The sequence below is a fragment of the Corallococcus llansteffanensis genome, from assembly GCF_003612055.1.
GTDB classification, from domain to species: Bacteria; Myxococcota; Myxococcia; order Myxococcales; family Myxococcaceae; genus Corallococcus; species Corallococcus llansteffanensis.
In genome coordinates this window covers 1-12,609 of sequence record NZ_RAWB01000291.1, presented here as the reverse complement: position 1 = coordinate 12,609, position 12,609 = coordinate 1, and the positions used below count along the sequence as shown (strand labels likewise).

Genomic DNA, 12,609 nt, shown 5'->3' with positions numbered 1-12,609 from the left:
GGTGGGGGGACGGGCGGGGACGCCCCTCTACATGGCGCCGGAGCAGTGCCTGGACGCACGCGGTGCGGGTGCCGCCGCGGATGTCTATGCGCTGGGCGTCCTGCTCTTCGAACTGCTCACCGGCGCGCCGCCCTTCCACGGCAGCCCGGACGAGGTGCGCGAAGGCCACGTGAGCCGGCGTCCGCCGCGCGTCTCCGAACGGGCGCGGGTGCCCGCCGCGCTCGACGCGGTGGTGGCGCGGTGTCTGGCGAAGGACCCCGCCGGGCGCTTCGCGAGCGCACTGGACGTGCTCGCGGCGTTCGAGGCCGCGTGTGACGAGCCCGCGCTGCCGGACGTCATCGGGATGCCGGACGCGCGGCCTGCGACAGGCCCGGCGCTGGCGACGTTCGCGGGCACGCGGCCGGTGGCGGTGCTGGGGCTGCGCACGCCCGCGTCGGTGGAGGGGCTGGCGGCCACGCTGGAGCCGTTCGGCGGCGCGCTGGCGCGGGTCGCGGCGGGGGGCTACCTGCTCGTCTTCTGCGAGTCGCTGTCCGCGGAGGCGAACCTGCGCGCGGGGGCGCTCGCGGCCCGGAGACTGGTGGAGTCCGCGGAGGCGGTGGCCGTCCTCCATGTCGCGGAGCTGTACGTGCACCCGGGCACCACCGTGCCCCGCGTCGCCGGGGCCGCGCTGGAGCGGCCGGACTCCTGGTGGCGCGCGGCCGTCCCCCCGGGAGAGGTGTGGGTGACGCCGGAGGCCGCCGCGCGGCTGGAGCCCGGGTGGACCGAGCCCGCGACCGGCGCGGACCTGCGCCTGCGCCTGCACGACGAGGAGGGCGCGCGCGTCGAAGGGGAGACGCCTCCGTTCGTGGGCCGCGACGCGGTGCTGGACGCGCTGGCGGTGGACGCGGGCCGGAGCCTCACGGACGAAGTGCCGGGCCTGTGCGTGCTCACGGGCGAGGTGGGGCACGGCAAGTCGCGGCTGCTCAAGGCGCTCGCCACGCGCGTGGAGGGCGAGGGCCGCGTGCGCGTGGTGCGGCTGCGCGCGCCGCCTCCGGATGCGTCGGTGTCGGACTCGCTGCTGGACGCGCTCCGCGCCGTCGTGGGCCGCCCGTCCGCGGAGCCTCGCGTGCTGGCGGAGGCGCTGCTCGCGCGGGCCCGGGAGGCGCCGCTGGTGCTGCTCCTGGACGACGCGCACCTGGCGGATCCGCTGAGCCTGGATGCGCTGGAGCGCGCCACGCTCGCGGGGCCGCGCGCGCCCTTGTGGGTGTGCGTCGCCGGACGGCCCTCGCTGCTGGGGCTGCGTCCGCACCTGGGCGAGCGAAGCGCCCACGCCTCGCGGCACCCCCTGCCGCCGCTGCCGCCCGAGGCGAGCCGCGCGGTGCTCGTCCACCTGCTGCGCCCCGCGGAGCACATCCCGGAGCCGGTGCTCGCGCGCCTGGAGCAGCTGGCGCAGGGCGTGCCCCTGTCGCTGGTGGAGCTGGCGCGGGCCCTCAGGGCCGCGGGAGCGCTGCGCTCGGCGCCGGGCGGCGGGTGGTACGTCGCCCCGGACGCGCTGCTGGACGTGTCGGTGACGCCGCTGTTCGAACGGCTGGCCCCGCGTGTCCTGGCGGGCCTGCCGGAGGTGCACCGCGTGTTGGCGCGGCTGTGCGCGGTGCTGGGCACGGAGGTGGACGTGGCGCGCGTGGACGCGGCCCTGCGCCACCTGGCCGTGGGGCCGGAGCTGTCGCGGGCCGCGGCGCTGGATGCCGGCGCGGGGTTGCAGCGACTGGCGCGCGCGGGCCTCCTGCGCCCCGCGGGGCCGGGCCGCTTCGCCTTCCGTCATCCGCTGCTGCGAGAGGCCCTGGAGGCCCTGCTGCCACCCGCGCCGCGCCGCGCGCTGCACGCCGCCGCGCTGAAGGCCAGCGTGGGCGACGACGTGGTGGAGCGCCGCCGCCGCGCCCACCACGCCGCGGCTTGCGGAGCCCACCAGGAAGCGGCGCGGGACTACCTGGCGCTGGCGGAGGAGGCGCGCGCCGGGCACCTGTCGGTGGAGGCGGAGCAGCACTACACGCGCGCGCTGGCGCTCCTGCCGGAGTCCGACACCGCGAGGAGGGCGCAGGCCCTGGCGGGACGCGGCCGCGTGCGCCACCGGCTCCAGCGCTTCCGCGAGAGCCTCGCGGACCTGGGCGCGGCGCGGGCGCTCGCGAAGGCGCGGAGCGACGCGGCGCTGGAGGTGGACCTGCTCCTGGAAGAGGCCACCGCGCGCGACTGGATGGAGGACTCGGAGGGATCCGCCGCGTGCACGCGCGAGGCGCTGGATGCCATCGAGCCGCTGGACGCGCCGCGCCTGTCCCTGCGCTGTGGCCTTGCCCGGGGCCGGCTGCACGTGCGCCAGGGCGAGTGGGCCGCCGCGGCGCGCGTGCTCGCCTCCACCGCCGAGGGCGCCGAGGGCGCGAGGGACCACGAGACGCTCGTCGTGTCACTGGCCCTGCTGGGGGCCTCGCTCACCTTCCTGGACCGAACCCCGGAGGCCGCCGCGCGCTTCGACGAGGCGCTGGAGCGCTGCGAGGCCACGGGCGACGGGCTGCACAAGGCCGCGGTCCTGAGCAACCGCGTCCTCTTGTGGCTGCGGCAGGGCGACGTGGCGCGGATGGAAGAGGACCTCCGCCGCGCGATGGCGCTGGGGCGCGAGCTGGCCCACGCGCAGATGGAGCGCTGGTCCACCTTCAACCTGGCCGAAGTCCTCTACATGCAGGGCCGCCTGGACGAAGCGCTGCCCCTGGCCTGGCGCGCCCACGAGCTGGGCGTGCGCTTCTTCCGCGAGCACCCGGTGCCGGTGGATGCGCTGCTCATCGCCCGCATCCTCGCCGCGGCGGGAGACGAAGGGGCGGCGGCCCGGCAGCTCGCCTGGATTTCACAGCGCTGTCCGCCAGAGTCACTGCCGCCCACGGCCATCATGCGGCGGCTGGTGGAGCTCCAGGTCCATCAACAGGCGGCGGGCGCCTTCCGCGCGCCGGACTGGGACGCGCTCCACACCGAGGCGGAAGCCCTGGCCTCCCCGGACGAGAAGGCGGAGATCCTCCTCCAGGCCACCGGCATCGCCCGGCGCACCGGCGCCACGGGCGAGGCGCGGGCGTGGCTGGCGCGGGCCGCGCACGCGGTGTCCGAGGCGCCACTGTGGTCTACGCGTTTCCACGCATTGCAGGCCGCGCTCGCCGCTGAAGCGCTGTAGCGCGAAACGCTACACGGGCCGCGCTCCGTAACGTTTCGCGCTACAGCGAGACAAGGAGGCCACGTCTGGGGTTTCCTTCGGACGGCGGGGGCTTTGCCGGAAGCACTGGCCCGCCGAGTGCTTGATCCGGCCCGCCTCGTCCCCCGAATCCTGCCTAGGAGCGTTCGCGCGATGGCCTCCCCATTCCTCCGAGTCCCCTGGTGTTTCCTGCTGCTGGCGCTGACGGGTTGTGAGCCCGCGCTCCCGCAGGACCCCGAAGCCGAAGCGCTCGGCACGAGCGAAGCGGACATCCGCATCGCCAACTCCCTCACGACGCAGGAGCTGGTGCTCAACGCCATCGCCGCGAACCACGACGCCAATGAGGCGCTGTCGACGAACTCCCTGGAGTCGCTCTTCGACCCGGACGTCATGGTGGCCGGCCCGGACATCGCGCTCATCGCCAACCAGCTTCACGACCCTCATGCGCAGCGCTTCATGGCGTACCTCGTGGGCTGCGCGCTGGGGCCCAATGAGACCCTGGAGTGGCTCAACCCCTTCCAGCCTCCGGGCTCGCAGCGCAGCCAGTGGGCGGGCTCCGCGGGCCTGTGCCCCGAGTGGCGCACGAGCGCGCCCCTGCCGGACTCCGCGTGCCTCAAGCGCGTGACGGCCTGCCTCCTGGCGCGCAACAACGGCCTGGGCCACCGCGTGGAGCTGTCGATGCGCGGGGAGATCCACGAGCCGCTCCTCTCCATCGACCAGCCCTTCGCGCTGGATCAGTGGACGGCACCGCTGGACCACATCCCGGGTTCGCCGGTGTCGATCAACAGCGGGTCGCCGTGCTCCAGCGCGGCGGTGGGCTCCGGGCGCGACTGTGGCTGGACGATGCACTCGGTGGGCTGGTGCCCCGCGGGCCAGACGGTGTCGGTGGGCGCGGGAGGCCCCATGGGGGGGCCGGCGGCCTGTCCGTCGGGAACGCCGCTGGGCTCCAGCTCGGGGGCGCGCATGATGCTGCGCGTGTGCCGGGGCATCGCCGGGTGTGACAGCACGGACGGACGGCTCGTGGCGAACAGCCAGGGCTGCGCGGCGGGCTCCACGTTCCCGCTGCCTTCGCCCGCGACGGATCCGTCGGTGAGCGTCACCTGTCCGGCACAGGGCGGGTACTTCACGGTGATGACGGCGCCCTGGAACAGCGGGGCGACCGGCACCGCGAACGTGGCGGTGAGCGGAGGGGCGCAGGCGCCGCTCTCCGAGCGCGGGGTGTACCGGGTGCGCGAGGGGGCCTTCTACGGCAACCTGTTCGGCACCGATGCGCTGCGCGACGACATCGACGTGCTGGTGACGCTGGACAAGCGCGACCGCTACGTCATCACGCGGCCGACGGCGCGCCAGTCGAAGCCCATCTTCAACAACCTCTATTCCTGCTACGACCCGGGTTGGGTGTACGGCCTCGCCTACGCGACCTACCGCGTGTGCGCGCTGCCCGGCACGAACGAGGACTGCGCGGCCACCGTGACGGGGCCCTGCTGGGACGCGAACCCCAGTGCCCCGCGTCAGTGCAAGGTGGAGGACGGCCCGCTGCTGACGGGCGACGGTGACTTCGAGGACTGCAAGGACCCGCTCAGCAACCACTGGATGGAGCCCGTCACCGTCTTCCTGAATGGCGCCTGCGACCTGGTGGACGACGAGCACCGCGAGCTGTGCTTGCGCCGGTCGGAGCCCCCGCCTCCGCGCGAGGGCCAGGGCGGCGTCGACGGCAAGACGCCCGTGGAGCCGCGGAAGCGCTGAGCCCATGGCGGGGAACGGCGAGGAGGCCCTCTACGGGGAAGAGCTGCGGCCGGGCGCGCTCGTGGGCGAGTGGGTGGTGGAGCGCGTCCAGGTCCAGGGCCCGGTGTCCGCGCTGTACCGGGCGCGGCACGCGCGGACCGGCGTGCCCGCGGCGCTGAAGGTGCTGCACCCGCAGGTGGCCACGGCGGCGGTGGCGCTGCGGCGCTTCCGGCGCGAGGCGGCCACGCTGCAGCGGCTGCATCACCCGCACATCGTCACGGTGCTGGGGTACGGCGAGCTGTCCGACGGCCGGCCCTTCATCGCGATGGAGTGGCTGGAGGGCCAGGACCTGGCGGCGGAGCTGGCCACGCGCGGGCCGCTGTCCCCGCGCGAGGTGCTGGCCGTGGTGGAGCAGGTGGGCGCCGCGCTGCGGGTGGCGCATGCGGCGGGCGTGGTGCACCGCGACCTGAAGGCGCAGAACGTGGTGCGGCTCGCGCCGGGACAGGGCGGGCCCGCGGTGAAGCTGGTGGACTTCGGCGTGGCGAAGGGGCTGGTGCCGGGCGCGCCGGGCAGCTCGTCGCTCACCCACACCGGCATGGTGCTGGGCACGCCGCTGTCCATGGCGCCGGAGCAGATCCGCGGACAGGTGCCGGACGCGCGCACGGACCTGTACGCGCTGGGCGTGCTGCTGTTCCAGTTGCTCACCGGCATGCCGCCCTTCCAGGGCACCACGCGCCACGAGGTGGAGCAGCAGCACCTGCACGCGCCGCCGCCGCGCCCGGGCGAATACGCGCCCGTGTCCGCGGCGCTGGACGCGGTGGTGCTGCGCTGCCTGCGCAAGGATCGCGAGGACCGCTACCCGGACGTGGACGCGCTGCTGGAAGACCTGCGCGGCGCGGTGCTCGGGGGCGCGGCGCCGGTGGAGGTGCCGCGCGCGCTGGGCCTGTACGTGCAGGGCCGGACGTCCGGGGCCCCGGACCCCGCGGCGATGGAGGACCTGGACGCGGGCCTGGAGCGCGCGAGCGCCCTGGCCCTGGAAGCGGGGCTGGAGGTGCGGATGGTGGGCAGCGCGTGCCTGCTGGCCGTGGCCAGCCTCCCGGACGACGTGCGCCGCGAGCGGGAGCTGCGCGCGCGGGTGCTGGACGTGGGGCTCGCGCTGACGCGGGGACAGGCCGCCGCGAGCCTCGCCGTCACCGTGCACGTGGACCGGCTCGCGTCCGGCGGCGACGGGCTCCACGGCCCGTCCGACGCCGCGGCCTCCGCGTGGGATGACGCCGGCAATGAAGGCGGACTGCTCCACCTGCCCGCCTGGGTCCAGGACGGGGAGGACGGCTCGCTCGTCGTCACCGGCGCGGCGCTGCGCGGACTGGAGGCGGACTTCGTCTCCAGTCCGGTGCCGGGGGCCACCGACCGCTGGCGGCTCTCAGCGAGACGCTGAAGGGCCCGCGACGCTCAGGCCCCCGAGTACGCGCTCAGGGCTTGATGCCGTGCCTGCGCAGGAGCCGGTAGAAGTGCACCCGGTCCATGCCGGCGGTGACGGCGGCCTGGGCCACCTTGCCCTGGTGCTTCTCCAGCAGGGCGCGCAGGTAGCGCCGCTCGAAGTCGTCCACCACGCGGCGCCGCTGCTCCGCGTAGGGGCGCGACAGGTCCACCTCCAGCGGGCTGCCCTCCGGCCGCGAGTCCTCTTCCGCCAGCGGCAGCGCGTCCTCGAACACCAGGCAGCGCTCCAGGTGGTTGCGCAGCTCGCGCACGTTGCCCGGCCACGCCGCGTGCCGGAGCCGCGACAGGAACTCCGGCGTGCGCAGCGCGCCCGTGCGCTCCGGATCCGCGCCCAGCGACTGGAGGATGCCCGACACCAGCATGGACAGGTCCTCCGGCCGCTGGCGCAGGGACGGCATCCCGATGCGCAGCACCGCGAGCCGGAAGAACAGGTCGGAGCGGAACCGCCCCGCGTTCACCTCCGCGCGCAGGTCGCGGTGCGTGGCCGCCATCAGCCGCACATCCACCGGCAGGTACGTGTTGCTGCCCACCCGGCGGATCTCCCGGTTCTCCAGCACGCGCAGCAGCTTGGGCTGCAGCTCCGGGGGCAGCTCTCCAATCTCGTCCAGGAAGACGGTGCCGCCGTCGGCCTCCTCGAAGACGCCCGCGCGCCGGTTCACCGCGCCGGTGAAGGAGCCCTTCTCGTGGCCGAACAGCTCGCTCTCCAGGATGTGGGCGGGGATGGCGCCGCAGTCCACCACCAGGAACGCCGCGTCCTTGCGCCGGCTGGCCTGGTGGATGGCGAGCGCCGCCTGGCTCTTGCCCGTGCCCGTCTCCCCCTCCAGCAGCACGGTGACGTCGCGCGCGGCGGCGCGCTCCATCATCGCGAAGCAGCCGCGCATGGCCACCGACGTGCCCACCAGCGAGCCGAAGCGCGTCAGGTCCGACAGCGGCAGCCGGTTGCTCTCCGCGCTGAAGTCGAAGCGGAGCACCACCCGGCCCAGCCGCAGCAGGCTGCCGCTGCGCAGGATGCCCTCCACCACCTGCACGCCGTCCACGATGACGCCGTTGAGGCTGTCCAGGTCCTTCACCTGCGGGCCCTTGGGGCCGATCTTCACCTCGCAGTGGAAGCGCGACACGGTGGAGTCCTCCACCGCGCAGTCGTTGAGCGGATGCGAGCCCACCGAGCAGGTGTCCGACGTGGACTCCCACACCGTGCCCGCACCGGGGCCCTCCACCACGGACAGGCGGAAGCGACGCACCACGGGCAGGTCGCCGGGGCGGCGGGCCTGCTCGTAGGGCAGCGTCACGTGGAGCGCGGCCTCCGTCTCCTCTTCTTCCGGGCGGGCGGCCTTGTCCTTGTGCTCCCCCGGGGCTCCATCGACGCGGGTTCGATCCGACACAGACATGGAATTCAAGCTACCACGTCCGGGCCCCCCCGGGCGGGGCCGCTCGGGGCCGGGTGAACACAGGGGGCGTCCGCGCGTCTGGCCGCGTCAGCTCAGCGTGACGTCCAGGAACATCATCAGCACGAAGCCCAGCATCAGGCCGGCGGTCGCCTCGCGGGCGTACTCCTGGCGGTGGCTCTCCGGGATCATCTCGTCGCTGACGACGTACAGCATGGAGCCGCCCGCGAACGCGAGCGCCCACGGCAGGATGCCGGACGCGAACGACGTGGCGAAGAAGCCCACCAGGGCGGCGGCCCCCTCCACCAGCCCCGTGTAGAGCGCCACCAGCACCGCCTGCTTGCGGCCGTACGCCACGCCCATCAGCGCCAGCGCGACGACGAAGCCCTCCGGGATGTCCTGCAACCCGATGCCCACGAGGATGGGCGCGGCGATCTCCATGGAGCGGCTGCCCACGCCGGTGCCCACCGCCAGCCCCTCCGGGAAGTTGTGCAGCGCGATGGCCAGCACGAACAGCCAGATGCGCTTCAAGTTCGCGGCCTCGGCGTTGCCCTCCTGGCCCTTGATGAAGTGCTCGTGCGGGATGAAGCGGTTGCACAGGTGCAGGAACAGGCCGCCCACCAGCATGCTGCCGCCCACCACCAGCGCGGCGGTGAAGCGCGACAGGTAGCGCGCCTCCCCCAGGTCGATGGCGGGCACCACCAGCGAGAAGGCCGTGGCCGCGAGCATGACGCCCGCGCTGAAGCCCATCAGCACGTCCTTGGAGCGCCGGGAGATGCCGCGCGCCGCCAGGGCCGGCAGCGCGCCCAGGCTGGTGGACAGGATGGTGACCGCGCTGCCAGCGAGCGCGAGCACGAGGGTGGAGGTGCCGGAACCGCTGTCGGACATGGCTCCCCCAACCTGTCCCACTCCGTCCTGCGCGGCCACCTTTTCCCGTGGCCCCTTCCCAGGTCCTCAGGGGGACTCGGCTGCCTCCTGCTGACGGAAGTGGGCCTGGAGCAGCGCGCCCGCGTCATGGCCGGGCACCGAGCAGCCGCCCCCGTCGAACGTGGTGGGCTGCCAGGTCGTCAGGTCCTTCACCAGGGTGCCAGGCACGTCGAAGGCGTGGCCCAGCAGGCCGATGCGGTGGCCCTGGAGCCAGGTGAAGAAGTCCGGGATGCGCGCCTCCGTGCCCACCTTGCAGGTGTCGCTGTAGGCGTTCCACTCGGTGGCGATGACGGGGTGCGTGGCCGTCAGGTAGCCGAAGCGGGTGTTCCAGTTGGACTGGTCCGACGCCAGCGTCGCGTTGTCGGCGATGTGGAAGTAGTACGGATGCACCGCGTACATCAGGCGCGGTGGGCTGAGCGTGTCCGTCAGGAGGGGCACGCCCTGGAGCTTGCCCGCGTAGTTGGCGCCGTCCGCGATGAGCACCTGCGTGGCGCCCAGCGAGCGCACGTGGTTGACCAGCTGCTGGTAGCCCACGGCGGGCGCGCCCAGGTTGGACAGGGGGGACGTGCCGCCGTTCTTCCACTGCGCCCAGGCCGCGCTGGTGGTGTCGTTCTGGGGCTCGTTGAAGAGCTCGAACATCACGTCCGGATCCGCCTTCAGCACCGGCACCAGGGTGGACCAGGAGCGCAGCGTGGCGGCCGACGGCAGCGGGTGCACGTCCCCGCACGAATAGAACTGGTCCTGCATGGAGACGATGACCACCAGCCCCAGCGAGCGCGCCAACTGCACGTCCGCCTTCACCCGGTCCACGTAGGACTGGCGGAACATGGGGTCCTGTGGATCCAGGCCGCCCTGGCTCACCTGGAAGCGCACGGTGTTGGCGGACCACGCGTCGCGCGCGGCCAGCAGCTCCGCCTGGCCGAAGGCGTTGCGCGCGTTGCGGGGCACGCTGGCGGGATTCGCGCAGCCGTCGGGCGCGAGCACGCCCACCATGTTGAAGCCCCGGGGCAGGAAGGGCTTCCCGTCGCGGAGGAGCTGGTAGCCGTCCACGCTCATGCCCGTCCCGCCGCCACCGTCCACGGCGACGTCCAGGTGATTGAAGTTGAAGCCGCCCGTGTCCGCCACCACCTGCACGGAGTGGACGTTGGCGCCCAGCGTGAAGCTGCCCAGCGACACCGTGGACCACGACTGCGCGCCGGTGGCCTGCGTGAAGCTCACGGAGGGACGCACGAAGCCGTCGATGACCAAGTGCAGCGTCTTCGTGCCCGTGACGCCGGACGCGACGCGGGCCTTGAAGCTGTAGGTGCCCGCCTGGGTGACTTGAATCGTGTAGCCCAGCCACTCGCCCGCGGCGATGGACGTCACGTTGTAGCCGCCGCCCACGTCGGTGGTTGCCTGGAGGTCCACGTCGTCCGCGCGGTACACGCCGCCGGAGTTGCCGGCCGTGGTGTCGTGGTAGCCCACGCCCTCGCCGCCCGTCTTGTAGTCCTCCGCCTGGAGGCGCGCCGGCACGGGGACCGCCACGGCCTGGGCCTGCGTCGTGGGAAGCGCGGGCTCGGGAGCGTCCTCGGGAGCGCAGCCGGCGAGGAGCAGCAGGGAGGCGAGGGGAAGCAGGCAGGTGCGGCGGATCATGGAGGCTCTCGGGTGCGAAGGGGCAACAGGTGTCACGGGCGCAGGCGCTGCTTCTCGCGCAGGAGCAGGTGCCACTCCTGGAGGTTCGTCCGCAGGGCGCCCAGCCACGCGTCAATCTCCGGGTCCATGCGCGGATCCACGCCGCGCAGCGACTCCAGCAGGGGCCGTGCGTTGGACTGGCCCAGGCGCGCCAGCCCCTCCAGCGCGGACTTGCGCACCGCAGGGTCGCTGTCGCCCTTGTACAGCGCGGTGAGCGAGCGGCGCGCGCCCGCGGACTCCGTGCCCGGCACGCCGCCCAGGGCCTTCGCCGCCGCCGCGCGCAGGGCGGGATCCTCCGAGCGCAGGTGGCCGGTGAGCTGGCGCACCGCCTCCGGGCTCGCGGCCTCCATGGAGACCTCGCCCAGGAGGCGCGTCGTCACGGCGGGGTCCTGGGACGCGGCGGCGACCTGGATGGCCTTCTCCGCCAGCTCCGGGTTGTGGCCGAAGTAGATGCCGGCGCTCTCCGTCACCAGGTTCTCCACCACCGCCTGCCGCACCTCCGGCGCGCTGTCGCGCACGAGCTGCTCATAGGTGACGACGTCGCCATTCTTCGCCATGAACTCCACCGACGGCGCGCCCTTGAGCGCGCGCACCGCCGCCGCTCGCAGGCCAGGGTCCGCGTCCTGCTTCGCGCGGGACAGCAGCGGCTGGAGCAGCTCCGGCTGCTGCGCGTTGCTCGCCTTGGTGGCCAGCGCGGCGCCAATCGCCTCCAGCACGCCCGGGTCCCGCTCCTCGCTCACCGCGCGGCCCAGGGCCTGCGGTGGCAGGGCGATGGCGGCCTCCTTCAGGCGAAGCCGCGCGTAGCGCTGGTAGGCGGGCGAGCCCGTCTTCATCGCCACGCGCACCTCGTCCAGCATGCCCTCCACGGTGCAGGCCGTGGGGGTGGGGACGGCGGTGGGAGCGGGTTGCGCCAGGGCCAGTCCCGGGAAGAGCCCCAGCCACAGGACGCACGCCTTCTTCGTTCGCGAGCCCATCAGTGCGGCGCTCCTTCCTCGACCACGCAGTCGTGGTGTTCCTTCTTGCCCAGCCAGATGCGCGCGAAGTCCGTCGTGCCGGTGGCGTACAGCGCCTTGAAGTCCAGATAGTCCTGCCGCAGCCGCGGATCCTTCCGCGCGAACTCCTCCACCAGGGGCAGGGCGTCCGCGCCGGCCGCGCGCACCGCGAAGCGCAGGAAGGCCCAGCGCACGCACAGGTCATGCTCCCCGTCGAAGGCGGTGCGGAACGCGGCCAGGGCCTTCTGTGGATCCTCGGTGACGGCGAGCCGGAAGGCGGCCATCTCCCGCACGTCGCGCTCCTTGTCGGTGCGCATCACCTTCGCCAGCACGTCGATGGAGTCCGAGTCGAGCAGCGGGTCGGAGTACGACGGCATCTCCAGCGCGAGCAGCCGCACGGCCATGTCCTCGGACGTGGTGCCGATGTCGAGCAGGTCCTTCCAGTACGGCGCATAGGTGCCCGTGCGCGTGTAGTCCTCCTTCATCACCCGGCCCAGCGTGCGCGCGGCCATCCAGGCGGCGGCGTCCGCGGAGTCGTCCAGCGCGATGGCCTTCAGGCGGCCGCGCATCTCGGGCGTGAAGCGGTGCTGGGTCTCTAGCGCGTCGAGCGCGGAGGCGCGGTCCGGCGCCGCCAGCGACTTGTCCTCGGCCACCGCCACCAGCTTCTCGCTGACGCGCGGGTGGCGCACGGCGGGGGCGGCCTTCAGCGCCTCCAGGTAGATGGCCGGCTCCGGCGGCGCGGCCTTCATCGCCCACGTCACCAGCTGCAGCGCGCGGTCCGGATCATTCCCCACGACCTCCGTGAGGCGCTCCTGGAGGTACGCCACCAGCGCCGTGTCGTGCGCCTGGATGGCGGCGGCCACGGCCGCGTGCAGCGAGTCCAGCGTCGCGGCCTGGTCGAGCGCGGCCAGCCCGTCCCAGCACCCGGGCATGGGAATCTGTTCGCGCGGCGGTGGACGCGCGCCGGGCGCGGCGGCCACGGGGGCACTGCCCGAGGCGCCCACGGTCGTCGCGGAAGGGCCCGGGGTCCCGGGCGGTGGGCGGGCGGCGTCATCGGAGCGGGCCGCGCCACGCCACAGCACGACGCCCACGGCGACGAGCAGGACGAGGAGGCCGGCGAGCGCGACCTTGATGGGAGGACGTGAAGTCATGTCGGCAGGGGCTCACGCGGGAGGAAGAAGGCGCACGCGCGCCTCGCGTC

General features: G+C 74.0%; 8 protein-coding genes. 3 read left to right on the top strand and 5 right to left on the bottom strand.

Going from position 1 to position 12,609, the window contains the following annotated elements; genetic code table 11:
- From D7V93_RS25095 to D7V93_RS25085, 3 genes are all read left to right on the top strand, one after another.
- Positions 1-3,190 (top strand): AAA family ATPase (locus tag D7V93_RS25095; protein ID WP_120645807.1); only part of this gene is annotated, 3,190 nt, incomplete at its 5' end.
- 171 nt (positions 3,191-3,361) lie between these two features.
- Complete coding sequence (locus tag D7V93_RS25090; RefSeq protein ID WP_208723143.1) at positions 3,362-4,954, top strand: hypothetical protein; 1,593 nt, start codon at positions 3,362-3,364, stop codon at positions 4,952-4,954.
- Between the two features lie 4 nt (positions 4,955-4,958).
- A complete protein-coding gene (locus D7V93_RS25085; protein ID WP_120645806.1) occupies positions 4,959-6,371 on the top strand; it encodes a serine/threonine-protein kinase in 1,413 nt (470 codons plus the stop codon).
- 34 nt (positions 6,372-6,405) lie between these two features.
- Here the strand turns inward: D7V93_RS25085 and D7V93_RS25080 are convergent, their stop codons facing one another.
- The 5 genes from D7V93_RS25080 to D7V93_RS25060 form a co-directional block, all read right to left on the bottom strand.
- Positions 6,406-7,821, bottom strand: coding sequence for a sigma 54-interacting transcriptional regulator (locus D7V93_RS25080; protein ID WP_244237498.1), 1,416 nt, complete (start codon positions 7,819-7,821; stop codon positions 6,406-6,408).
- Between the two features lie 87 nt (positions 7,822-7,908).
- Positions 7,909-8,706 (bottom strand): ZIP family metal transporter, encoded by a 798-nt coding sequence (locus tag D7V93_RS25075; RefSeq protein WP_120645805.1) that lies wholly within the window; start codon positions 8,704-8,706, stop codon positions 7,909-7,911.
- A gap of 66 nt (positions 8,707-8,772) precedes the next feature.
- Positions 8,773-10,377, bottom strand: a complete 1,605-nt coding sequence (locus D7V93_RS25070) for a cellulase family glycosylhydrolase (protein ID WP_120645804.1) — start codon at positions 10,375-10,377, stop codon at positions 8,773-8,775.
- Between the two features lie 32 nt (positions 10,378-10,409).
- The gene (locus tag D7V93_RS25065) at positions 10,410-11,390 is read right to left on the bottom strand and encodes a HEAT repeat domain-containing protein (protein ID WP_120645803.1); all 981 of its coding nucleotides are present in this window, start codon (positions 11,388-11,390) and stop codon (positions 10,410-10,412) included.
- The gene (locus D7V93_RS25060; RefSeq protein ID WP_120645802.1) at positions 11,390-12,559 is read right to left on the bottom strand and encodes a HEAT repeat domain-containing protein; all 1,170 of its coding nucleotides are present in this window, start codon (positions 12,557-12,559) and stop codon (positions 11,390-11,392) included. The genes D7V93_RS25065 and D7V93_RS25060 overlap by 1 nt, the downstream gene beginning before the upstream one ends.
- Positions 12,560-12,609: the final 50 nt, after the last annotated feature.